The sequence below is a fragment of the Ferrimicrobium sp. genome (assembly GCA_022690815.1).
In the GTDB taxonomy this organism is placed as follows: domain Bacteria; phylum Actinomycetota; class Acidimicrobiia; order Acidimicrobiales; family Acidimicrobiaceae; genus Ferrimicrobium.
In genome coordinates this window covers 1-25210 of record JALCZJ010000033.1, presented here as the reverse complement: position 1 = coordinate 25210, position 25210 = coordinate 1, and the positions used below count along the sequence as shown (strand labels likewise).

Annotated in this window: 16 protein-coding genes and 1 tRNA gene; 14 read left to right on the top strand and 3 right to left on the bottom strand. The window is 57.8% G+C overall.

The genetic code is table 11. The features are described 5' to 3' along the window. Positions 1-35: 35 nt before the first annotated feature. The 6 genes from MP439_09485 (at position 36) to fdhF (ending at position 9874) form a co-directional block, all read left to right on the top strand. A tRNA-Gly gene (locus MP439_09485) sits at positions 36-108 on the top strand. Positions 109-864: 756 nt separating this feature from the next. Continuing rightward, positions 865-2505: an AMP-binding protein gene (locus tag MP439_09480; GenBank protein ID MCI2976291.1), complete on the top strand. Its 1641-nt coding sequence runs from the start codon at positions 865-867 to the stop codon at positions 2503-2505. A gap of 702 nt (positions 2506-3207) precedes the next feature. Next, the gene (gene fdhA, locus MP439_09475; GenBank protein MCI2976290.1) at positions 3208-4437 is read left to right on the top strand and encodes a formaldehyde dehydrogenase, glutathione-independent; all 1230 of its coding nucleotides are present in this window, start codon (positions 3208-3210) and stop codon (positions 4435-4437) included. Between the two features lie 152 nt (positions 4438-4589). After that, on the top strand, positions 4590-5129 hold the full coding sequence (locus MP439_09470; protein ID MCI2976289.1) for a formate dehydrogenase subunit gamma: 540 nt from the start codon (positions 4590-4592) through the stop codon (positions 5127-5129). Beyond that, positions 5126-6682: an NADH-quinone oxidoreductase subunit NuoF gene (locus tag MP439_09465; GenBank protein MCI2976288.1), complete on the top strand. Its 1557-nt coding sequence runs from the start codon at positions 5126-5128 to the stop codon at positions 6680-6682. Before MP439_09470 ends, MP439_09465 begins: the two co-directional genes overlap by 4 nt. Positions 6683-6730: 48 nt before the next feature. Further along, positions 6731-9874 carry a formate dehydrogenase subunit alpha gene (fdhF, locus tag MP439_09460; protein MCI2976287.1) on the top strand — a complete coding sequence of 1048 codons (3144 nt, stop codon included), beginning with the start codon at positions 6731-6733 and terminating at the stop codon, positions 9872-9874. On the opposite strand, the gene fdhD is transcribed toward fdhF, so the two are convergent. Continuing rightward, on the bottom strand, positions 9814-10671 hold the full coding sequence (gene fdhD / locus MP439_09455; GenBank protein ID MCI2976286.1) for a formate dehydrogenase accessory sulfurtransferase FdhD: 858 nt from the start codon (positions 10669-10671) through the stop codon (positions 9814-9816). The genes fdhF and fdhD overlap by 61 nt on opposite strands. A 686-nt stretch (positions 10672-11357) precedes the next feature. Here fdhD and MP439_09450 point away from each other — a divergent pair. The 3 genes from MP439_09450 to MP439_09440 are packed head-to-tail and all read left to right on the top strand — an operon-like array spanning position 11358 to position 15110. Then, positions 11358-12827 carry an FAD-dependent oxidoreductase gene (locus tag MP439_09450; GenBank protein ID MCI2976285.1) on the top strand — a complete coding sequence of 490 codons (1470 nt, stop codon included), beginning with the start codon at positions 11358-11360 and terminating at the stop codon, positions 12825-12827. Further along, positions 12824-13957 (top strand): hypothetical protein, encoded by a 1134-nt coding sequence (locus MP439_09445; protein MCI2976284.1) that lies wholly within the window; start codon positions 12824-12826, stop codon positions 13955-13957. The genes MP439_09450 and MP439_09445 overlap by 4 nt, the downstream gene beginning before the upstream one ends. Next, positions 13944-15110: a 4Fe-4S dicluster domain-containing protein gene (locus tag MP439_09440; GenBank protein MCI2976283.1), complete on the top strand. Its 1167-nt coding sequence runs from the start codon at positions 13944-13946 to the stop codon at positions 15108-15110. The genes MP439_09445 and MP439_09440 overlap by 14 nt, the downstream gene beginning before the upstream one ends. Before the next feature lie 542 nt (positions 15111-15652). On the opposite strand, the gene MP439_09435 is transcribed toward MP439_09440, so the two are convergent. Then, a complete protein-coding gene (locus tag MP439_09435; GenBank protein MCI2976282.1) occupies positions 15653-16267 on the bottom strand; it encodes an IS4 family transposase in 615 nt (204 codons plus the stop codon). 274 nt (positions 16268-16541) lie between these two features. On the opposite strand from MP439_09435, the gene MP439_09430 reads away from it, so the two are divergent. From MP439_09430 to ptsP, 5 genes are all read left to right on the top strand, one after another. Next, positions 16542-17531 (top strand): aquaporin family protein, encoded by a 990-nt coding sequence (locus MP439_09430; protein MCI2976281.1) that lies wholly within the window; start codon positions 16542-16544, stop codon positions 17529-17531. Further along, on the top strand, positions 17524-19017 hold the full coding sequence (glpK, locus tag MP439_09425) for a glycerol kinase GlpK (protein MCI2976280.1): 1494 nt from the start codon (positions 17524-17526) through the stop codon (positions 19015-19017). The genes MP439_09430 and glpK overlap by 8 nt, the downstream gene beginning before the upstream one ends. Before the next feature lie 1024 nt (positions 19018-20041). Then, a complete protein-coding gene (gene dhaK / locus MP439_09420) occupies positions 20042-21043 on the top strand; it encodes a dihydroxyacetone kinase subunit DhaK (GenBank protein MCI2976279.1) in 1002 nt (333 codons plus the stop codon). After that, complete coding sequence (gene dhaL, locus MP439_09415) at positions 21044-21682, top strand: dihydroxyacetone kinase subunit L (protein MCI2976278.1); 639 nt, start codon at positions 21044-21046, stop codon at positions 21680-21682. 116 nt (positions 21683-21798) lie between these two features. Further along, positions 21799-24405, top strand: coding sequence for a phosphoenolpyruvate--protein phosphotransferase (ptsP, locus tag MP439_09410; GenBank protein MCI2976277.1), 2607 nt, complete (start codon positions 21799-21801; stop codon positions 24403-24405). A gap of 592 nt (positions 24406-24997) precedes the next feature. Here ptsP and MP439_09405 read toward each other — a convergent pair. After that, a partial coding sequence (locus MP439_09405) for a hypothetical protein (protein MCI2976276.1) occupies positions 24998-25210 on the bottom strand: 213 nt, incomplete at its 5' end.

The following is a 25210-nucleotide window of genomic DNA, read 5'->3' as shown; positions in this document are numbered from 1 at the left end:
GTCGCTGGCTAAAATAACTCCGGCACAAGCCAAATGCGGACGTGGCTCAGTTGGTAGAGCATCACCTTGCCAAGGTGAGGGTCGCGGGTTCGAATCCCGTCGTCCGCTCTGGGAGTCTTCACGTTTGGCTACAAGGTATTCCTTGGATCTCTGGGTGCTCAGGAGGTCTTGGGACCTTAGGACGGCCAAAGCCAAGGGAAATCAAACAAGGACGCAGGGGGCAACGAAGGTTGTCAGTATTCCCAGGACACTGGACCCGGCGGTATCCATCGACATCCTTGGAGGGAAACTCGCCGCGCTTGCAACGCGCCAGCTCTTGGGTCTTGGCGTCAAAGGACTCTATCTCTTCGGGGCCAGCCCCTCGAGCAAGCGGCGAGTTCGGTGTGCATATTTGGGTCGGGAGGAGTCGTAAGTTCCGTCGATGAGGCCGAAAAACTGCACGCTGCGGCCTGAAAGGCGGGGAAGGACATCCGCCGCGACCAGGTTGCCTGTCTGATGGGCGTCGTCGGTATCTGTCCTGTGACCAGGGGCAGGTATTACACCATCACAACTCACTTGTGCAGTCTCCACGGCCCCGGCAGCCCAGCACGAACAAGAACACGATGGCCCGTTTCGTCAGTGCGTTCTTTCCTTTCCGAACAGTGCGGACCTCATTAGAGATGGTTGTGACGAGCTTCCGCGGTCGCGCTCGCACTTGACACGTGACCGCGCATGATGCCCGAATGGATGGTGTCTGCAGAGGCGCCCCCTGAGCTTCTAGCTCTGTCTGACAAGGACAAGCTGTGTTGTGACTAAACCTAACCTAGTTTTTCTGTGGGCTGCTCGTTAAAATAATTTCTTTGGCCCGTGAGGAGGTGTCGTTAGGTGAGCTTCGAGGACAATGATGTCGTGGACCGCTACCAAGAGCTTTATGACCGGTTCCAATGGACTCTCCCCACCAAGTTGAACCTGGGTTGGTGGTGTGCGGACCGGCATCCCGCAAGAGCACTGGCCATGGTGGAGCTTGGGTCCGACGGCACGCGGCGGGAGCACACCTTTGGTGAGCTGAGCACTACCTCGAGTCGCCTGGCAGCCGGTTTGGCCGAACTGGGCGTTAACGTTGGAGATAGAATTGCGATTTTGTTACCCCAGCGCTTTGAGACAGGAGTAGCGCATCTTGCCGCTTACAAGCTTGGCGCCATGGCCGTCCCACTCAGTGTCTTGTTTGGCCCCGAAGCGCTTGGTCATCGTCTTCAAGATGCCCAACCAACGGTGATGATCACCGACGGGGACCATGCCGACCTAGCCCTGGCCTGCCTCGAGGGTATGTCGGCCACCGTGGTGCTCGTTGACGGGCCTGTTGCTGGTCCCCTCCGGCGCTTTAATGACCTGGTGAACGGGGGTCGAGTCGACTTTGCCAGCGCGCAGACGAGCCCCGACACGCCAGCGCTCATCATCTACACCTCGGGCACAACCGGACGTCCCAAAGGTGCACAACACGGTCACCGAGTTTTGCTCGGGCATCTCCCAGGTTTTGAGCTGTCGCACAACGGATTTCCCCAGCCAGGTGACCGATTCTGGACTCCGGCTGACTGGGCCTGGATCGGTGGGCTCATGGACGCCCTTATGCCTAGCTGGTATCACGGAGTCTGTGTGGTATGCAGCCGCCGTGAGGGTCCGTTTGACCCAGAGTGGGCTGCTCGGGTCATCGTAGACGAGCAGGTGCGCAACTGCTTTCTTCCCCCCACTGCCCTCAAGCTGTTTCGGGATTCTGAGGTCCATCTGCCGGGGCGATTGCGAAGCGTGATGAGCGGTGGCGAGGCACTGGGTAGCGAGATGTTGCAGTGGGCGGCTGAGCATCTCGGTGTCCACGTGAACGAGATTTACGGCCAGACCGAAGCCAACTACTTGATCGGCAATTCGAGTATCAACTGGCCCATCCGACCTGGGTCGATGGGCCGGCCCTATCCCGGGCACCACATTGCCGTGTTTGACGAGGACGGCGCACCACTGCCCCCCGGTGAGATGGGTGAGATCGTCCTGCAGCTGCCAGACCCAGTCGCCTTCCTCGGTTACTGGCACCATCCTGAGGAGACGGCGACCAAGGTTCGCGATGGGTGGCTACATACTGGTGACTTAGGCAGGGTTGCAGAGGACGGCTACCTGTTTTTCGCTGGGCGTCTTGACGATGTGATCAACTCCGCTGGGTATCGCATTGGCCCCACGGAGATCGAGGACTGCCTCATTGGACATCCAGCGGTGGCGATGGCTGCCGTCATTGGTGTGCCTGACCCTCTCCGCGGTGAGGTTGTCAAAGCATTCATCCAGCTCCGAGAGGGTGTTCAGGCCTCGCCGGAACTGGAACGGGATATCCAACAGCATGTCCGGACCCGACTGGCGGCCTACGAGTATCCCCGCCAGATCGAGTTCGTCACAAAGCTCCCGATGACTACCACTGGAAAAGTGCAGCGAAAAGAGTTGCGGCGAAACGAGCAGCAGCACAAGGATTCCTCGGCGTCGTACTGAGCGATGCCAAGCCAACTCACCACCACGTCCAACCGATGACGACTAAGCGGAGGGACTGAGACTTAGCGTGGTGATTGATGGACAAGCACAGCGAGGTAGGCCACGCCAACAACCCACGCCAACAACGTGGTCCGGTCCGCGGACGGCGATCCCTGCTGGCGTCGATGTGGAGTGGCCGGGGCACGGTTGGTTCACGCTTGCCAGCACCACAGTGGTCGTCATCCTGGGTTCAACCACTCCAAGCAACACCGCCTCCTTCATCTGATTGAAGAAGGGCCTTCGTGGAGGTGTACCAGTCGAGGGTCTTTCGGGGATGCGTGTTGAGGGCAGAGCGACGCTTCAGCCTGAACTTGGCTCGGGTCGCTTATCTCGATGTCCTAGTCCCAGCTGAGAGATCTCACAGGTGCGCTGGCAGCATCAGGATCTAGCCTGCGATTCGGCCGGGCACGCAGAGATCCTGACCGATGCTGACAACAAGTCCGTCGCTGTCTCGGTGATATTTCTTATCTATAACCCTTGACAATGGCTCTGAAAATGATACAATAAAATAAATCTCATAAAGAGATGAATTCAATATAAAAACTGGATAGATGATTTTGATAGACAATCGTATCCGAGCGTTAGTGCATCAATGTCAAAAAACTTCATAGCGAGAGAGGGCTTCTTGGAGGGAGGGGGCTTCATGAAGGGAAAGGAGTAACAATGCCGGGAAACAAAGCGGTCGCCTACATAGGACCGCGTCACGTAGAGGTCCAGAATATCGACTATCCGAAGCTCGAATTGCGTGATGGGCCTGGCGTGAGCCCCAGCAATGTGGGGCGTCAGTGCCCCCATGGGGTTATCCTGAAAGTGGTGGCCACCAACATTTGCGGCAGCGACCAACACATGGTGCGTGGCCGCACTACCGCGCCTTCTGGTTTAGTTCTCGGGCATGAGATCACGGGTGAGGTCGTGGAAGCCGGACCTGGAGTCGAGTTCATCAAGGTGGGTGACCTCGTTTCCACGCCCTTCAACATCGCCTGTGGTCGCTGCAAGAACTGCAAAGAGCGTAAGACCGGTGTCTGTCTCAATGTCAACCCTGATGGTTACGGGGCGGCATACGGATATGTGGATATGGGCGGTTGGGTCGGAGGTCAGGCTCAGTACGTGATGGTGCCCTACGCTGACTGGAACCTTCTCAAGTTCCCCGACAAGGACCAGGCGATGGAGAAGATCCTGGACCTCACGATGCTCTCAGACATATTTCCTACGGGCTATCACGGTGCCTACACGGCTGGTGTCACGACCGGTTCGACCGTCTACGTAGCAGGTGCTGGTCCGGTAGGCCTTGCCTGTGCGTACTCGGCACTGCTTTTGGGGGCCGCGGTCGTGATTGTGGGCGACATGAACCCTGACCGTCTCGCCCAGGCGCGCAGCTTTGGGTGCGAAACGGTCGATCTGCGCACAGATGCCCCCCTCACGGACATGATCGCCGAGATCATCGGTGAGCCGCAAGTGGACGCAGCAGTGGACTGTGTTGGCTTCGAGGCCAGGGGGCACGGAGCAGGCGCTGGCGAGGCGCCAGCGACAGTCCTGAACGACATCATGACCGTCACTTCTCCCGGGGGAAGCCTTGGGATCCCCGGCCTGTACGTGACTGGTGACCCCGGTGGGATAGACGAGGAAGCGAAGATTGGCTCTTTGCGGGTACGTCTTGGTCTTGGTTGGGCCAAGTCTCTCGCGTTCACCACGGGCCAGTGCCCGGTGATGAAATACCACCGTGGGCTCATGATGTCGATCCTCCACGATCGAGCCCACATCGCCAAGGCCGTGAACGCAACGGTCATCCCTCTCGATGACGCGCCAAAGGGATACGCTGATTTCGACAAGGGCGTGGCGAAAAAGTTCGTGCTCGACCCCAACGGCTACCTTGCAGGCCTGATCAGTCACTGAGGGCTCTGTCTCACCGATCTACCGCGAAAATCCGCATCGCCTCTTCGTACTCCAATTGACGTGGAGGCGATGCGGTAGCGCTGATGCATCACAAACTCGATCTCGTGGGTCTAGAAAGGAAATTAGGAAGTGGCCAGATTCAAGTATCGGGATTGGAGGACTCGTTGCCAGAGCCGATGATGATGCAGTCTAAGGTGTTGCATTCCTATGTTCCCTGGTCAGATGAGCTTGCTGGCAGCGTAATCAAGGGGAAGGTCACCGAGCGTGGAGCATTGCTCCCGATTCTTCACGGTCTGTCCGCCACCTTCGGCTATATCGATCCCCGAGCGATTCCCCTCGTCGCCGAAGCGCTGAACCTTTCCGAGGCCGAGGTATTCGGAGTGATCACCTTTTACAAGGATTTCCGATCCGAGCCACCTGGTGCCTCAGTGATCCGGCTCTGCCAGGCCGAGGCATGTCAGTCGATGGGCGCCGATCGAGTCGCCCAGCATGCAAAAAAGCGGCTGGGGATCGGCTTTGGCGAAACGACCCCCGACCACGCGGTCACTCTAGAAGAGGTTTTCTGCCTGGGAAACTGTGCGCTCTCACCGGCGGCCATGATCGATGGTCGGCTGGTCGGGCGAGTGGATGAGGAACGTTTCGACAAGCTCCTCGGCGAGATAGTTACAAGATTCGCGGGCGTCACTACATGACAGGACCCGTCACCGTCTACGTACCTCGCGACGCGGCTGCTCGTTCAGTCGGCGCCGACGAGGTCGCAGAAGCGATCACCCGGCAGGATGCCACTGACGGGCGGCGTATCCATCTCGTCCGCAACGGGTCGCGGGGGTTGCTCTGGCTTGAGCCGCTGATCGAGGTCGCTCTGCCATCGGGCCGTGTCGCCTACGGACCAGTCGAGCCGGAGGATGTCCCCGGGCTTTTTGGCAGCGGTTTCCTGGAGGGGGGTGATCACGAGCTGTTTTTAGGCCCGACTGAGGAGATCGAGTTTCTGAAACGTCAGCAACGCCTGACCTTCTCACGTGTCGGAGTGATCGACCCGTTGTCGGCCGAGGAGTACGAGGCAAGCGGTGGCCTCGCCGGGCTACGTCAAGCGCTCCAGATGACGCCTGATGACATCGTCGCCGAAGTCTCTGCCTCAGGCCTTCGGGGCCGAGGCGGTGCGGGGTTTCCCGTCGGCATCAAGTGGAAGACCGTCCTCAACACGCCATCAGAGCTGAAATTTGTCTGCTGCAACGCTGACGAAGGCGACAGCGGAACATTCGCCGATCGCATGCTCATGGAAGGGGACCCGTTCCTACTTATCGAAGGCATGGTGATTGCTGGCTTGGCAGTCGGTGCTACGGAGGGCTACGTCTACATCCGCTCGGAGTATCCCGACGCAGCTTCAATCATGACCGCCGCCATTGAGATCGCCGAGCGGCACGGCTGGCTTGGCAATTCGGTGTTGGACAGTAGCCATCGGTTCGATCTACACGTACGTATTGGTGCTGGTGCCTACATCTGCGGCGAAGAAACGGCCATGCTCGAAAGTCTCGAAGGTCGCCGTGGTGTCGTCCGCTCCAAACCGCCACTCCCTGCCATCAAAGGTCTCCTCGGCCGACCGACAGTCGTGAATAACGTGCTCTCGTTGGCAGCCGTTCCCACCATCCTCAGCGCTGGTGCTACTGCTTACCACGAGCTTGGGATCGACCGTTCTCGCGGCACACAAGTGTTCCAACTCGCCGGCAACATCAGACACGGCGGCATTGTCGAGGTACCGTTCGGAATTACCCTGAGCGAACTCGTCGAAGGCTTCGGGGGTGGCACGGCAAGTGGGCGGCCCATTCACGCAGTCCAAGTCGGGGGGCCACTCGGTGCCTACCTTCCGGCCGACCGTTTGGACCTCCCAATGGACTACGAAGCATTCGCCGCACTCGGGGCCATGGTAGGACACGGCGGCATCGTGGTCTTCGACGACACCGTCGACATGGCGCACCAGGCGCGCTTTGCCATGGAGTTTTGTGCAAAAGAGTCCTGTGGCAAGTGCACCCCGTGCCGGGTAGGAGCAGTGCGGGGTGTCGAGGTGATCGACAAAATCATTGGAGGCATCGAGCCAGTGGCCAACATCGCTCTGCTCGAGGATCTGTGCCAGACCATGACCGACGCTTCGCTGTGTGCCATGGGTGGGCTCACCCCCTCGCCAGTCCGGAGCGTCCTGGAGCACTTTCCGGACGCGCTGTATCACAAAAGTCAGGTCAAGAGATGAAGACCGCGCTCGCGCGTGTGGTGTAGCTGTAACGCAAGGAGACGAGTGATGACCCTTTTAATAGAACACGATCTTGGTACACCGGCCATGCCCGGGACTCCGGTGGTTGAACTTGAAGTTGACGGTCAACGAGTCGTGGTGCCCGAGGGAACTTCGGTGATGCGCGCCGCTGCTCTTGCAGGTATCGACGTGCCAAAGTTGTGTGCGACCGAAAGCCTCGATCCCTTCGGGTCGTGCCGGCTCTGTCTAGTAGAGATCAAGGGTCGACGGGGCACACCCGCTTCGTGTACGACGCCGGTAGAGCCCGGCATGGTGGTCGCGACTCAAACTCCGCGCCTCGAAACGCTCCGCCGCGGCGTGATGGAGCTCTACATCTCCGACCACCCGCTCGACTGTCTCACCTGCGCAGCCAACGGCGACTGCGAACTACAAGACATGGCGGGTGCAGTTGGTCTTCGTAACGTGCGATATGGCTTTGCAGGTGAAAATCACCTCAATCAGCCAAAGGACGAGAGTAACCCTTATTTTACTTTTGATGGCTCCAAGTGCATCGTGTGTTCACGCTGCGTGCGAGCATGTGAGGAGATTCAAGGTACTTTCGCGCTCACAATTGCTGGACGCGGTTTCGCTTCGGTGGTGGCACCGGGTCCGGGAGGTAGTTTCTTGGGTTCGGAGTGCGTCTCGTGCGGAGCCTGCGTCCAAGCCTGCCCGACGGCCGCCCTTGAGGAGAAGTCAGTCATTAAGCTCGGTGTTCCCAAACGAACTGTGCTCACTACGTGTGCTTATTGCGGGGTCGGCTGCACGTTCAAGGCTGAGTTGCGCGGCGACGAGGTCGTCCGGATGGTTCCTTACAAATATGGCGGCGCGAATGAAGGTCACTCTTGCGTGAAAGGTCGCTTTGCCTGGGGGTATGCCACCCACAAGGAACGGGTGCTATCGCCCATGGTGCGCGAATCGATCACTGACCAGTGGCAGGAAGTGAGCTGGGACGAGGCGATTGCCCATACCGCTGCGCGCTACCGGTCCATCCAGGAGCGCTATGGCACCGACGCCATCGGCGCGATCACCTCATCACGCTGCACTAATGAAGAGGTTTTCGTTGTCCAGAAGATGGTTCGGGCTGCCTTTGGCAACAATAACGTAGATACCTGCGCCCGCGTCTGCCATTCCCCAACCGGCTTCGGCCTGAGCCTGACCTTTGGCACCTCGGCAGGCACCCAGGACTTCCGTTCGGTCGAACGATCGGATGTAATCCTGTTGATCGGCGCCAATCCGACCGATGCACACCCGGTATTTGCCTCGCGCTTGAAGCGTCGTCTCCGTGAAGGGGCAAAGCTCATTGTTTTGGACCCGCGCCGGATCAGTCTCGTCCGTACCCCCCATGTGGAGGCCAGCCATTACCTCCAGCTTCGTCCCGGCACCAATGTTGCCATTATCAATGCCTTGGCCCACGTGGTGGTCACTGAGGGCTTGGTTGACACCAGGTTCGTCGCCGAGCGGTGTGAGAACTTTGAGCGTTGGGCGGCTTTCATTTCCTCACCCGAGTACAGCCCCGAGGCAACCGAGGACATTACTGGGGTCCCTGCTGCTGAAGTGCGCGCTGCCGCCCGGCTCTATGCCTCGGCGAGCGCGGCATCGATCTACTACGGCCTCGGAGTCACCGAGCACAGCCAGGGCTCGACCATGGTGATGGGAATGGCGAACCTGGCCATGGCTACAGGAAATATTGGCCGCGAAGGCGTTGGCGTGAACCCGTTGCGCGGTCAGAACAACGTGCAGGGGTCGTGCGACATGGGATCGTTCCCTCACGAATTCCCCGGCTACCGTCACGTCTCGGGAGATGTCGTCCGACACCAATTCGAGGAGGCATGGGGACGCGAACTCAGCGCGGAACCTGGGCTTCGTATCCCGAACATGCTCGACGGAGCGGTCGAGGGCACCTTCAAGGCGCTGTTCATCCAAGGTGAGGACATCGCCCAATCCGATCCAAATACCACACACGTAAAGGACGCACTCGCCTCCCTAGAGTTTTGTGTAATCCAGGATCTGTTCTTGAACGAGTCGGCAGCGTTCGCCCACGTGTTCCTTCCGGGAACTTCCTTCCTCGAAAAGGATGGGACCTTCACCAATGCCGAGCGGAGAATCAACCGAGTCCGTCCGGTTATGGCTCCCAAGAACGGCAAACAGGAGTGGCAGGTCATCTGTGAATTGGCAACGGCCATGGGCTATCCCATGCACTACGACGACGCTAGCCAGATCATGGACGAGATCGCCAGAACCACACCGACCTTCGCCGGGGTCTCGTTCAAGCTGCTCGATGAGGTCGGTAGCGTGCAGTGGCCGTGCAACGAGAACGCTCCTCTCGGCACGCCAATCATGCACATTGATCGATTCGTGCGCGGCAAGGGCCGTTTCATCGAGACCCCGTTCGTCCCGACCGAGGAGCGCACCACTCGGCGATTTCCCCTTGTGCTCACGACAGGTCGGATCCTGACCCAGTACAACGTTGGAGCCCAAACGAGAAAGACCGAGAATATCACATGGCATCCTGAAGATGTCCTTGAAATCAATCGATATGATGCTGAGGAGCGAGGGGTGGTCGACGGTGGATGGGTCACGCTCACCAGCCGCGCAGGCGAGACCGTGCTCAAGGCCCAGATCAGCGACCGGGTACCGCCAGGTATTGTCTACACTACGTTCCACCATCCGGTGAGCGGGACGAATGTCGTGACGACCGAACACTCGGACTGGGCCACCAATTGTCCTGAATACAAGGTCACCGCCGTGCAGGTGCGGGCTCGCTCGCGCGCCCCGCTTGTCACTGAGAAGTTCAACATTCCCGCCCTCGGCGCTGATGGCAGCGTCCCGGCGTTTCGCCGAGGCGACCGAGCCGTGACACGGGGCGACCTTATCCGCATGTCCAACCAGATTGCCGCCAACTTTGCTCACCACCCGCCCGAGCAGGCTGCCGCCGAGGTGGCGAACCACATCAAAATGTTTTGGTCGCCTAGGATGCGTGCCGAGCTCCTTGGCGATTCGGATCTGAGTGCATTCAACCCTCTGGTCGTCGAGGCCATACGGCTGCTAAGCAGTGCTGACCTGACCGCTGCCGATGGAACCTCCCGACTGGTTCAACGCCCGGTCGGTCGTGTTGCACATAAAGCATCGCCAACACGTTCGGCACCCGCATAGACCACAAAGGATGGACCTCGCAAGAAACCGACCAGGGTCATCCCCGCTTCGACGGCAAGGTCCACCGCCAACGAGGAAGGGGCGGACACAGCACTAAGTACTGGTATGCCAGCCATGAGCGCTTTCTGGACGAGTTCGAACGAGGTCCGGCCCGACACCATGAGGATGGTCCCTCGCAAGGGGAGCCGCCGCTCACGGAACGCCCATCCGATCACCTTGTCAACCGCGTTATGCCGACCAACATCTTCTCGACAGACCAGCAACTCACCGGTCAACCCGTCAAACAGCGCGGCACCGTGGAGGCCGCCCGTCTTGTCGAATACTTGCTGAGCAGAACGCAATCGGTCGGACAGCGTCACCAACCTTGCGGGGTCGACAACCAGTGAGTCATGACGGACCTCGTAGGGAGAGCGGCTCACGATGGCGTCAATGCTGCTCTTGCCACAAAGCCCGCAGGAACTGGTGGTAGTCCATGAGCGCCGTGCCGCTTCGGGTACCTCTACGCCTTTTGCCAAGACTAAATCTAGAACGTTGTACCGGTTGACGCCATCAGCACCAACTCCTGCGCAATAGCGCATGGAGATCAATTGCTCAAAGTGGGTGACGACTCCTTCGCTGACCAGAAAGCCTGCTGCGAGGTCAAAGTCGTCACCCGGAGTCCGCATGGTAACTGCCATCGGGCGACCGTTGAATCGCAATTCGAGAGGCTCTTCGATGGCCAACATGTCAGGCCGTCTAAGGGCAGCCTGACCCAAGGTCATTTTCGTGACAGAGCGCCCGGCGCTTACTCCTCGCATGCAGTCACCCTCGGTGCTGACTTTTCAACATTTCTAGTCCCAAGAGTGGATCATTGGGCAACCTTTCAGTTCGAACCCCATCTGCATTCCGCTACACCATCAATGTGTTACTTATGTCACATAAATAAATACTCATTTCAATAGATATTAATAATTATAACTAGAATTGGCTAAATTGTCAAGATGCACCACAGGTGCGAGCCGTCAAGGCTCTAGCTTGGATCGTGGGCATGTTCGCCTCCTCAGCCAGCCGAAACCCCAGGTCGGTCGAGTTCGCAGTGATGTTCCCAGGTCGTGTTACTTGGGCCGTTGAATCTAGACAGTGTAGGTCGACTAAGTGTGAGGCATGTTGTAAGCGTATGGGCATCGTCCAGTCGATGGGCGCAGAGTCGGGGTTCTTACGATATGATCTAGTGTGATGAAGGAAAATTGTTATTCTTCCTTAAAAGGAGAACTGATAAATGAGCTCCACTTGATCACAAAATAGAAGCAAGGTTGGTAATTTTGAGTGGATTTTATGGTTTAATATCGAGTAATTTGAAGTTCTATTGATTACATATTATTATTTATTATTATCCAAAGAGTTCGGAAAGTTTCGGCAGGGTCAATAAGCAGCGTAGATCGCTATCGGCTCTACAGAAAGAAACTTAATTTTTTTTCTGTGGTGATTGTGGAGGAGCGCGGAGATGAAGGTGGTAGTCATAGGAGCCGGTGCGACCGGGCTCGGTGTTGCTTGGGATCTCACGCTGCGCGGTATTGAGGTAGTGATTGTTGAGGCGAACGAGATTGGATTGGGCACCTCTGGCCGATTTCACGGACTTCTGCATAGCGGTGGGCGCTATCTTGTGACCGATCCGAAAGCCGCGAAGGATTGTTATCTCGAGAACCAACTTCTGCGCAAGCTCGCACCCAGTGCGGTCGTTCCAACTGGGGGTTATTTCGTTAAGAAGTTTGGCGACGAGGATAGTTTTGAGCAGCGTTGGTTGGATCAAGCTTCTGAGCTCGAGGTGCCGGCGCGTCCCGTGGATGTGAAGGAGCTACGACAAGAGCTTCCAATGTTGGCAAAGGACATCGAGCGAGCCTACTGGGTGCCCGATGGCGTGCTCGAAGGCTTCAAGATGCTCAGGATGCTGGTGGATGCCCTGCAGTCGAGAGGAGCAAGCCTTCTTGATCATACTCGAGCCATTGGTCTGCGTATGGCTGGCGATCGGGTGACTGGCGTCAAGGTAGAAGGTCGCGGTGGGACCCGAGTGCTCGATTGTGATGCTGTGGTCAATGCCTCCGGCCCATGGGCAGGTGTAGTTGCACGTGATTGGGGACTCGATATCAAGGTCCAACCCTCGCATGGGCTGATGTTGATCTTTGCGAACCGTCGAGTTGACGTGGTAGTCAACCGGTTGAAGTCTCCGAGTGACGGTGACATCTTCGTACCACACCAGGAGGTAGTGATTCTCGGTACTACTGATGTCGCCCAACCCGAACCGGAGGCTCCTGAGCCCAATCGGAGCGAGGCGATTCGCCTGATGAAACTCGGTCGTGAGCTAATTCCTGATCTCGAACATTGGAGGGTGTTGCGTGGTTTTACCGGTGTTCGCCCGCTGTACGAGCCGTCGGGACTTACCGGGGATTCCCGAGCCGTCTCTCGGGATTTTGCGGTTCTCGCTCATGGGGATACCGATGGACTGGTGGGTGCCTTCTCGGTGCTGGGTGGCAAGTGGACAACGTTCCGGTTGATGGGAGAAACGCTGGGCAACCAGCTGGTCAAGACTATGAAGCTGGATGCTCCTTCGCACAGTCGCTCGATTCCAATCGATGGGAAACGAGCGCCGGTTGGCCATCGTCGCGATCAGAAAGCAGGAGGAGGTGCACTCCTTTGTGAGTGCGAACACGTTTACGAGTCGGATTTAGGGTCAGCCGCAAACTCCCAAACTCAGGAACGCTTTGCTACTTGGTTCTCAATGGGGCCCTGTCAGGGCACCTTCTGTGCTCATCGAGTGTTAGGTCGACGCTCTCCAACCGGTTTTGCCGAGGAACTCTTGGCACTGCGAAAAGAACGTGAGCATGGTCTTGGTGTCGTCGGTTGGGGTACGAGTGCCCGGCTGATCGCGTTGGAGCAGGCTACCGCCGCCCAGGCACTTGGAGAGGAGCTTCAATGACGATGAACGCAGTCGTCATTGGATGCGGTCCTGCTGGTCTTCTTGGCGCTAGCTTGCTGCGCCGACGAGGCTTTGAAGTTACTGTCATTGCTGATGGACAAGGGACGCTAGCGATGTGGTCGGGCGATTTCAGCTTTATAAGAACCCAAGGTGCTTTCAACGAGTTCCCGATCCAACGTTCCTTGACAGAGTGGCTTGCCGCCTTTGACGAAGTAGCGGAGTTGTTTTCTTCCTTTGGCGTTGCTCTTCAACGCTTTGACGGGAAGGCGATTGCACATACTGTAACGGCAACAGGCAATCTTCGCCCAACGTTTCTGGTACCAAGCTGGCAGTATGCGAGCCTCGAGCCTGAGGATCTGATCATTGTCGGGGTAGATGGGCTTGCTGATTCGATCGTTGAGGCTCAAGCTGCCAACTACCGAGGCAAAACCGGTTGCCGTGCTATCGAGGTCCGGCTTCCTCGGCCACCAGGGTGGGATCAAAGCTGGGGCGCGCTTCGATTCGCAAGCTATCTCGATAGCGACGCTGGTGGTGCGTGGCTGTGTCAAGAGCTGATCGCAAGCCTGCGTTCTTGCCCTCCTGACCTCGAAGTAGTTTTGCCACAGATCGTGGGGCTCGAGCGGACGACCCACCTGCTCGACCGTCTGGTTGAGGAGGGGCAGCGCCGGATGAGAGAGTTTTCGCTCTTGTCACCGAGCGTGGGCGGTGTGCGGATTCTGGATCGTTGGAAACAGTGGCTGCGGCGCCAAGGAGTGCATTTCATCAGTGGTCACGTAGTTAAGATCGCTCCAACTGCGACGGTGACGACTGCCGATGGGAGGAGCTTTGCCGGCGACTACGTGCTGCTTGCAACCGGCGGAGTTCTTGGCGGTGGGTTCCGTGTGACCGTCGACGGATTGATCATCGACGAGCTCGTCAACCGGGAGGTCGGCCGGATGGACAGCGTCGAGGATCTCGATCGGGTCGGGCACGACAAGATCGACTGTCTTGGCAGCGGTCGTGTGCTTGCGATTGGGCGAGCGCTTGGAGGCTGGAACCCAAATCGGGACCATAATGGTGGAGCCATGGTGGTGGGATCGGTGCGGATGGCCCTTGGAATGATTGAGGAGAATGCACATGGAGCGCTTTGATTTTGAGGATGCCTGCATCAAGTGTGGGATTTGTGTTTCGGCCTGTCCGGTCTACCGAGTCGATCAGCAATTCCCTGGTCCAAAAGCGCTTGGCCCCGACTGGTATCGACGTTTTCAGGCTGGGGACGATGAGACGATGACCCACGTCAGCGACTGTACGTTCTGTCAGCTGTGCGAGGACGCCTGCCCCGTCGCGGTGCCAATCGCACATTTGATCGCCGAGCACAAGCAGCATGCCCCAAAATCGGCGCGACTGATGCTGAGAGATTACCTGCTGACCCATCCTCAGTGGTTGGCGATGGCACCTGGACTTGTCAAGTTGCCGAAGTCAGCTGGCGCTCTTTTAGGTGTGAGCGTCACCACACAATGGCCTTCTCCGTCGCCTGTCAAGCGGTCCTATCGGCGACACGGAGCTCGATTGGACAAGGACAGACCAGCGGTCGGAGTCTTCGTCGATTGTTTCACGCGTGGCTTTGATTCAGAGACGCTGATGGGTGCGATAGCGGTGCTCGAGCGGTTGGGCTCGGCACCAGTTGTCTTACCGGCAGCGAGCCATTGTTGCGGGGCGGCGGCATATGCTTCAGGCCTGCTCAGAGAGGCCGAACGCACAGCCGACGTAACCCATCGGGCGCTGCAGCGTGCAGCTAGACACATTGAGGCAATCGTGACCTTGAACGCAACCTGCGACGATACGTTGCGCATCGAGTGGCCTCGCTATTTCGGGTTGGAGCTATCGGTTCCTATCGTTCCCTTTGTCGAGTTCGTCCTCGACCACGCCAGTCCCGGACTCTTTTCCCAGTTGCGCGCCAATCATCAAGACGAGGTAATTTACAGCCATGCTACCTGTCGTTCAAAGGTCGCGCGTGGGGAAGGTTCGCTGGTGGCGCTGATCGAACAGGCGAGCGAGCAGATGCCTCGTATTCTCGAGATTGACTGTTGTGGGGCGGCGGGGTCCTATGCGTTTAAGTCAGAGCATGATGGTGTCGCTAAGGCGCTGGGGACACGGGCCAATGAGATGATTGATGGACCGGGCATCATTTTGACCGATAGTGGTACCTGTGCGATTCACTTGGAAGAGCTCACTGGTCATCGTACCATCCATCCTGCACGCTGGATGGCAACCCAGCTTGGTCACGCGCCAGCATATCGATGAACGTTTGGCCTAGGCCTAGAAACACCGACTAACGCCTGGAATTGGCCCCAAAAACTGAGGAAAGTATGACCGGAGCTGGTAACATAGAGGTAGAGAAATCCTAAACGATCAAGGAAGGAAGGCACTTTCTTTTTAGGTACATTTAACTTGGTCAGAAGCTACCGAGGTTGCTTTTCACGATGGGAATCTCGTTACTAGTCTAGGTCTCTCTTTGTCTTTACGCTTGCGTCCAAAGTAGGTATCATGCCATCATTCTTAATGGGTAGCTGTTACTCGCTGAGTCGCTGGAGCGAATCCAGCCAGTACTTCAATGACCCTCATGCATGTGGAGCTCACCGCTAGCTGTTATGTCAACTGCGTGAGGAGGTTGTGAGTCGGGCATCGTGAAGGAGCTTGTCTTTCGGGCGCCAGTGTCGTCTTTGCTTGGAAGGTTGTTGAGTTTCTTTACTTTTGGTTAGATTCGTCAATGAGATGCGGTGATCGAGGAACAGCTTGGACTCGTGCATGGGCACTGATCCTTGCCTTGGGAGACCATTCCTTAGTCAGGGAGATGATGCTCGCCTTTCCGTCCACCGCTCGCCGTAGAGAGCCGCGAGCTTTAGGGCGGGCGCCGTGGTCGGGTCGAAAAGGGTGGTGATGAGCCGGATCGGGCCCTTGTCTTCTGCGCGTGAGGGGTGGCTGAGGGTGAACTCGACCACCCGGACGCTGATCGGCGTTCCAGGATTGCCCCGAGGTGGCTCAGGCTCGGAGAGGTAGGAGCCGTCGGCGAGCGCTGTCACAACCGGCAACACCACGTTCGACTTCGTCCGCCAGCACAGCTCGCAGTTGGTCGCTGCCGCTTGTTGCCACAGCTCGTAGCCGGGAAAGCCCCGGTCGACGAGGAGGAGCATCTCCTCGGTGAGTAGCCCGAACAGTCCACGAGCGAGTGTCTTCTCACCGGTCGTGCACGGCCCGATCTCTGCGCCGATGATCGCGTGCGTACCGCACTCTGCGAGTGCGATCACGCGTGCCTGAGGGAATGCGCCCTTGGCCTCACCGCGCTCAGATCCGGGTCGGCCGAAGTGTTCTTCGTTCGCTGCGGTGTCGGGCAGGGCGAACACCGTCGCGTCGATCGCCACGAGACGGTGCCCACGCCACCACGAGCCAAGAGCGCCCACGGTGCTGACCGGTCCGTGGCATGGGCCGACTCTACACGGCTGACTCCTAACTAAGTGGTATTGCAACTAGGAGAGCCAAGAGCGACCACAATCACTAGCGGTTCCCTGCCAGAGAAATACTCATGTCTGTGCATCAGACTACTAACTCGAAGGAAAGTCTTGACATCGATTCTATTTACTCATATTATGTAAGAAAAGCGTAACTGGAGTTAGTTGATCCACAGAGATTTGTCAAGGGGTGGTGACGCGTTGATTTTCTTAGTCGTCAGCTCTTATGTCATTTGACTGGGTCAACAAGAGGAGTAAAGAGGACATAAAAGAGGGAAGTGAAATGACGACAACGGTGCGTTACGGTAAAACCGGGTGGCGTGCAACAACCTGGGGTGAGTTGCTCTCAGAGTATCTGGGGACGTTGGTGTTGTTGGCCTTTGGGACGGGGTCGGTGGCGGTTGCTGTCGTTGGTTTGACGATGTCCGGCCGAACCGTGGTTATCTTTCAAGGGGCTGGCGGCTGGATGCTGATTGCCTGGGGTTGGGCAATGGGAGTGGTGTTCGGGATATACGTGGCAGGGGGTATTTCTGGAGCTCATATAAATCCGGCTGTTACATTGGCTCAAGCGATTGCAGGGAATCTTCCATGGAAGAAGGTGATTCCCTATTGGATTGCTCAGGTATTGGGTGCCTTTAGTGGAGCGCTTATTGTATATGCAGACTATTATAAGGCGATCGACCAGTACAACTTGGTGCATCATGTGACACGCAGCTCTAGCGGTGGACTCACAACGTTCTCAATTTTTGCAACATTCCCAGCTTCGTATTTTCATGGGAGTTGGGTTGGTCCTTTCGTTGACCAGATTATCGGTACTGCATTTCTGTTGTTGTTTATTTTCGCGATTAATGATGCTAGAAATATGACTGCGGTTGCGAATTTAGCCCCCTTTATTGTTGGACTTGCAGTGCTAGCTATTGGGGTTTCATTTGGTACCGATGCAGGCTATGCCATCAATCCGGCACGTGACTTCGGTCCGCGTCTCATGGCCTGGTTTTTTGGCTGGGGCAAGAATGCATTTCCAGGCCCAGGGGAGGGTGGGTATTGGTGGATCCCAATAGTCGGTCCCCTTATTGGAGCAGCCATCGCAGTTGGAATCTACAAGATGTTTATTGGATTGACGCTCGAGTATCGGGCAAAGCACCCGGCCGAGACGGCACAACAAGTGGCCCTGGATAGTCAAGTGGCCGAAGAAGGGATGGTTATAAGTGACTAAATACATACTTGCCCTTGATCAAGGAACGACGTCGTCACGAGCAATTTTGTTTGACGAGGCCGGGTTGCCTGTTGCTGTCGGACAGCAGGAGTTTCGACAAATCTATCCTCAGCCTGGTTGGGTCGAGCATGATCCAGAGGAAATATGGCAGAGTCAATGGCAAGCGATTCAGAACTGTGTCAAGAGAGCAGGTATCGATGTCCGAGACATCGCTGGCGTTGGGATCACCAACCAACGAGAGACGACGGTGGTCTGGAATCGGCACACTGGGCAGGCGGTTTATAACGCGATCGTGTGGCAGTGTAGGCGTACCGCGGGGATGTGTGACCGGCTTCGCGAAGCCGGTCACACGGATAGGGTTCGCTCCAAGACAGGGTTAGTGATCGATGCTTACTTCTCGGGAACTAAGGTTGCCTGGATTTTGGATAATGTTCCTGGTGCTCGTGAGCAAGCTGAGCGTGGGGAGCTTGTTTTTGGCACGATCGACTCGTGGTTGATCAGCAAGTTGACTCACAATAAGCTCCATGTCACCGACTACTCGAACGCCTCGAGGACCATGATCTACAACATCCATGATCTTTCGTGGGATGACGAGTTGTTGGGTCTGTTGAACATTCCACGTTCAATGTGCCCCACCGTCGTGGACTCCTCTGGTGTCCTTGGTGAGGTCGATGCGAGTTGGCTCGGACGTGCAATCCCGATAGCTGGAATCGCCGGCGATCAGCAGGCTGCGCTTTTTGGCCAGGGTTGTTATACGCCAGGATCGGCTAAGAACACTTATGGTACGGGCTCATTTCTGCTGATGAATACGGGCAACGAGGCGGTGGCCTCCAAGAATGGGCTAGTCACGACGCTCGCCTGGGGGATCAATCACAAGGTGACCTACGCCCTCGAGGGTTCGATCTTCATCACCGGTGCGGTGGTCCAGTGGCTCCGCGATGAGCTCGGACTGATCACCAAGGCAGAGGAGACTGAAGCTTTGGCGCTGTCGGTGCCCGATACTGGTGGGGTCTATCTTGTTCCGGCCTTTGTCGGGCTTGGAGCTCCGTGGTGGGACAGTTATGCGCGAGGAACCATCGTGGGGTTGACCAGAGGGTCGAATCGAGCTCACATCGCGAGGGCGGCTTTGGAGTCGATCGCGTATCAGTCGCGAGATGTCCTCGAAGCGATGCGTTCGGACTCAGGACAGGCCGTCGACGTGCTGCGCGTCGACGGGGGAGCCATCAACAACAGCTTCTTGGCCCAGTTTCAAGCTGACATCATCGGTATCAGGGTCGAACGGCCCAAGGTGACCGAGACGACGGCGATGGGTGCCGCCTTCTTGGCCGGCCTTGCCGTCGGGATCTGGGATGGTTTTGAGCCCCTCAGCCAAGTTTGGCAACGCGATGCCCTTTTTTATCCATCGATGAGTGCCTCTCGGCGTGACGAGTTGGTCGAAGGATGGAAACGGGCGGTTGAACGTGCGAAGAATTGGATTCAACTGTGAGGAGGACATTTGAATTGGGAATGTGGTCAGGACCATAAAGAGGATTATGGAATCTTTAGCTGTTAGGCCACTCCTAGGCTCAGGTCAGGGCGGGAGATTGTGATTACAGTTTCTTTCGTTTAGTCGTTCGTTGCGATATGTTGGTGGATTACAACAAGAGAGTTGTCAGGGGGTGGTTGGGAATTGTGGTGTAGGTGGGTGACGATCGGGAGTGAGAGGAATTATCGTGTAGTACGTGGGGAGGGGGGTAGTCATGGAAGTTTTGTTGGAGCTTTGTTGTTCAGGTCAGTGGTTTGTGGTAGTCAGGCGAAGAGGTTTGGCTTTTACGTGAAGCATAAAGAAATCTAGTTGACTCGAAGGGTACTAATTCTGTCAGGCTGCACAACGAGCCCAAGTTTATTGATTACGTCTTGAAGGGCGAGTGTTGTCGCAATGGCACTGGTAGTGTGTTTATGGATTCTCAAAGTGTTTTGCAAAACGTCTTGGTGGAGAGCCTCAAGGCTCAGATGCGCGAAGGGCACCCAAATACTGGCGCTGAGTGTCGCTACAACTAGCGCTAGGCCGCTGCTGTTGAGCAAAGGTTTTCAACAAAAAGGTGAGAGATTAAGATGTCGAAGATTGCATGGCCAATCGGATCGTATTGCTGTTGAGAAGATATCAGATGTTTCGTTATCGTTATATTACTGACACAGAGTGGCGGATGGTTGCAGGGAGATTATTTAGTCAGTAATGGATTGCAGTCTAGGTTGGGGTGCTATGTCCGATGTTCGGAATTTCAGAAGTTCTGCCAGCTTGTTGAAGGAGGCAAGATCTACTCAAAACATCTTATCTTTGCGTCCCGTTACTCTGTTCGCAGGCAATCAACAGAGGCGACGGGTTTACTAAAGCCGTAGGTTACATTCGAGGTTATTGGTTCAGATGTTGCGGGGGTTTCGGTTGGCGGAGTCTCTGGTCATCCAGCAGACCATCATGAGGCGGTTGACTTTCGGCTCAGACGGAACTAAAATGAATATGTGAGGTTAATATGAAAAAGTTGATCAACAGTGTCGAAAATGTGGTGCGCGATGAATTGGCCGGTTTAGGCGCTGCTCACGCGGACTTGTTGAAAGTTGTAATTGATCCAACTTATGTGGTGCGCGTTGATGCTCCAGTGAATGGTAAGGTAGGTATCGTATCCGGAGGTGGATCAGGTCACGAGCCCATGCATACGGGGTTTGTCGGCATGGGGATGCTAGACGCGGCCTGTCCGGGAGAGGTGTTTACTTCGCCAACGCCTGATCAGGTAACGGCGGCCACCAAAGCGGTGAATGGCGGTGCCGGTGTACTCCACATAGTGAAGAACTACACGGGTGACGTCATGAACTTTGAGATGGCTGCCGAATTGGCTGCCGCTGAGGGCATCGCCGTGGAGGCGGTGGTCATCGACGACGACGTGGCAGTTACCGACAGCCTTTATACGGCGGGGCGTCGAGGTGTAGGTGCAACGGTGCTAGCGGAGAAGATTTGTGGCGCCGCAGCGCAGCAAGGGCGGTCGCTAACGGAGGTGGCCGCTCTTTGTCGTAAGGTCAACTCCCAAGCGCGCAGCATGGGGATGGCTCTCACATCCTGTACCGTGCCAGCGGCGGGAAAGCTGACCTTCGAGCTTGGAGAGCAGGAGATGGAGATCGGCATCGGGATCCACGGCGAGCCGGGGCGTCAGCGGCTGCCCCTCGCGTCAGCACATGAGGTCGTGGCAATGCTTGCGGAGCCGATAGTTGAGGATCTGCCATTTCGAGCCGGTGACACTGTTCTTGCGTTTGTCAATTCCATGGGTGGAACTCCACTGATGGAGCTATATATCGTTTACGACGAGCTGCGGCGTTGGCTTGGCGATCGGCAGATCAATATTGTCCGGAGTCTTGTAGGGCCATATATGACTTCTCTGGAAATGCAAGGTTGCTCGATCACGTTGCTACGTCTTGACGACGAGCTGATAGAGCTCTGGGACGCTCCCGTACACACGCCGGGGATGCGTTGGGGTGCTTAGATGGAGGTAACTTTTTCGCAAGTGGTGGCGTGGATTCAGGAGTTTGGTGTCCTGATTGGGAAAAACAAGGAATATTTGACGGATTTAGACTCTGCCATAGGTGATGCGGACCACGGCATCAACATGGACCGAGGGATGCGGTCGGTGATCGAAAAGATTGGCGAGAGTGTTGGTGGCGATGGCGAGGTGGCGACGCTGCTCAAGACCGTGGCGATGACGTTGATTTCCACCGTTGGTGGGGCGGCGGGTCCGCTATATGGAACGTTGTTCTTGGCTATGGCAAAGGCAACTTCAGGGCACGAGCACGTGGACCAAAGGGATTGGGCAGCTGCTCTTCAGGCAGGCGTCGATGCAGTTAAGGCTAGGGGCAGGGCAGAACGCGGGGACAAGACGATGGTTGACACGCTTGAACCCGCGGTAGCGGCGCTCGTAGGCGCGCTTAACGACGGAGCGTCATCAGCAGACGCGTGGCGGGCCGCGGAGTCGGCCGCAGAGAAGGGTATGGCAGCGACGGTTCCGCTGGTAGCTCACAGAGGCCGCGCCAGCTACTTGGGCGAGCGCAGCGTTGGTCATCAGGATCCGGGAGCCACATCAGCGTGGCTTTTAATAAAGGCGGCAGCCGGGGCGTTCGGCAGCTGAGGCGCCCGTAGTCGATCGTCGTGGATTCACCCTCTACTGAGACTGCTCCACCTGAAGGAAGTCCTCTTGTTGGTATCGTGGTCGTATCGCATAGCGCGCGTCTGGCAGAAGGAGTCGTGGAGTTAGCGCGGCAAGTGGCGGGACCCGGCGTGGCGATCGTCGCCGCAGGTGGGCTCGACCAGCCAGATCATCCGCTCGGCACTGACGCAGCGCTGGTTGTCAGATCGGTGGCGGCCGCCTGGTCGGAGGCTGGTGTCTTGGTGCTCATGGACCTAGGGAGTGCGGTGCTCTCGGCCGAGACGGCACTCGAGCTGCTCGGAGAGGAGCGACGTAGCCGCGTGTTGCTATGCCCCGCACCGCTGGTCGAGGGAGCGGTTGCAGCCGCGGTGGCAGCAAGGCTCGGAGCACCCTTGGAGAAGGTGGCTTCTGAGGCAATGGCTGGCCTGACAGGAAAGCAGGCGCAGTTGTCGCCCGGTCCGGAGCAAACAGCGGGAGCAGCTGAATCAGAGAGATCCGGCGCGTTACAGGAAACAGGTGAGTTCGCGTCATCGGAGGGACCCGAGCCGTCGCCGGGGGAAGGCTCGGTTGCCGACGGTGTCGAGCTGAGCATTACCGAGCCGCTTGGTCTTCATGCCCGGCCTGCGGCCAGGCTGGTGGAAACGGTGGGAAATTTCGATGCGACGGTCACGCTCGAGAATTTGACCTCCGGGAAAGGACCGGTGCCAGCGAACAGTCTCAGCATGGTCGCTACCCTCGGTGTGCGCCAAGGAGATCGGGTGCTGGTGCGCGCCAGTGGCCCTCAGGCAGCTCAGGCGTTGCAGGCGGTGGTTGACTTGGCCGCCGCCGGGTTTGGGGAGCCGTCTGCCCCTCGACCTACTGAGAGCGCGCCCGTCGCGTCGGACACGCGACCTTTGGCGACGAGCGCTGGCTTAACGATCGCACCAGGAGAGGTGCTTAGGGGTTTCGGGGTTTCCCCCGGCATAGCCAGTGGTCCTGCCCGGCACCTGCAGTCGGCAGCGGCAGGGCTCAGCCGTGACGCCTTACCCGGACTGGCTGCCAGCCAGTCCTCGAAGTCTGCCCTTACCGATAGTCCGACCGGCCACGGGTTTGACCCGGAGGTGGAATGGGCTCGGCTACAGGCAGCCATCGAGTCCACTGCTCTCGATGTCGCTTCAGAGCGCAAGCGGGTGCTTGCCGCTGGAGCCTCGGATGAGGCGCAAATCTTTGACGCCCACCTCCTGCTTTTGCGTGACGAGGCTTTGCTTGGTCCGGCCCGGAGCATGGTGGACCAAGGGCGCAGCGCGCTCGACGCGTGGGAGAGCTCAGTGGCCACGATGGCCGAGCGCTGGCGGGAGCTGAGCGATGCTTATCAAAGGGAGCGGGTCCACGACCTTGAGTCGATTGGGGCTCAGGTCTCCGCTCACCTGAGGGGTGAGCGTCGTGCGGCAGTGCTAGAGCCAGGGATAGTCGTCGTAGCGGAGCTAACACCTGCAGAGGTAGCTGGCTTTGATCCCGCGGTAGTCAGTGGTGTCGGTGCCGCCTTTGGCGGGCCGACATCCCATGGAGCCATTCTTGTTCGGGCCCTCGGCATCCCCGCAGCCGTCGGCCTTGGTGAGCAGCTGCTCAGTGTGCCCGAGGGTACGCCGTTGCTACTGGACGGTTCTGCCGGAACCGTATGCATTGATCCGTCGCCCAGCGAGCATGGCTCCGCCGTGGAACGGGCTCAGCATCGTCCGGACGGTGACGATCGTGCCAGGCGGATGGCCGCGGAGCCCGCGGTAACGATAGATGGAACCCGGATCGAGGTCGCTGCGAACGCGGGATCGATCGAGGACGCCGAACGTGCGGCGGCCATCGGTGCAGACGGCATAGGGCTTTTGCGCACTGAGTTCATATTTATGGACGCGGAGGCCATGCCGACTGAGGCCCAGCAGGAAGCTGTATACAGGCGGATCGCGGAGACGCTCGCTGGTCGACCCGTGGTGGTGCGCACGCTGGACGTGGGCGCCGACAAGCCGCTCCCGTACTTGTCCCGCCCACCTGAGGCCAACCCGCAGCTCGGCCAGCGCGGTCTGCGGCTCGGCCTGGCTCGTCCGGACCTGTTGCTCGCCCAGCTTCGGGCAGTGCTCCGAGTGGCCGCCGATCACCCGCTCAAGCTGATGTTCCCGATGGTGGCCACCGAGGCCGAGGTTGCTTCGGCGATGGAGCTAGTCGAGCAAGCCCGCAGCGAGCTGCACTCCGAGGGAGTCGCTGTTCCGGACAAGGGAAGCATGCAGGTTGGTGTGATGATCGAGGTGCCTGCTGCAGCGCTAGGCGCCCGCACTTTGGCTAAGTCGGTGGATTTCTTCTCCGTAGGTACCAACGACCTCACTCAATATACGTTTGCGGTTGACCGCGACCTGGCCTCTGTGGCGAGTCTTGCTGACGCTATGCACCCAGCGGTGCTGAGGCTCATTGATCTGGCGGCCCGGGCGGCCTTAGCAGCGGGCCGCTGGATCGGGGTGTGCGGCGAGCTCGCTGCCGACCCGGCAGCCGTTCCGGTGCTCATAGGCCTCGGTGTGCGAGAACTTTCGGTAAGTCCCCCTTCAGTGGCGGCTGTGAAGCAGGCTGTGCGCGAGGCCGACGTCACGAGTTGTGCCGAGCTAGCTGCTCGAGTGCTCGAGCTTCCTTCCGCGGCCGCGGTGCGGGCCGAGGTGGCCCGGAACCGCTCCCGCACCGGATAGCCCTGAGAGAGGGTTTTGGTGACCTCAGAAGCTGTCGCATATGTTTATGCAGCTTTTCTGCTCATCAACGCGGGAACACCCCAAGGCGCGAGGATAGATACCTTTGATCACATCTGCATCTACTTCGCTTAAGACGCAGTGCTCGATGGATCAGTATATGAGGTTTTCCACTACAGGTCGTCTTTATTCGAAGATTGGGCATTGATATCCCATTGAATATGAACTATAATTAAGAATTACAGCGAACGTGGCGTAAAACACCTGTCGAGTTGTTCTGGGTAACCTCAGTTGGCTAGCATGCCACCGATCGGGCGGATTGCAGCGATGTCGTTGGAGAAAATGCCTACGACGCGGTTTTGGACCTTGATCTCCTCGTTCAGGTAGTCCAACGCGTTGTTCGATCAGGCCTCAGATCAGTAGTGCAGGGAAACGCGCGAAAGGCGAGAGCGTCGGGCGATGCGTCAGTGAGCCTTTCGGCGGCCTTGCCTCACACAACGGGTGGATCAACCCAGGCGGGCCTGATCAACACAGCCAATCCCCGCACTGTGTCAAGCGCTGTTTACCAGAAATTGTCGTGATGTTTGCAACCTCGTTACGGAAGCGCTACTTCTCGGTCGCATACTGAGTTCGTGGTCGAGATTCGATCCAAGGTCTTTAGTTTGCGTTCTCTCAGGTGTCCACGGATTCCCCACGATCGGTTGCATGCCCAGTTCGGTCGCGGTACCCGCTTCATGGCTGTGGCGCTGGTCGTAGCCAGTGCTGTGGCTTTGGCTGCTTGCGCGTCGAGCACTCCGGCTGCCACTTC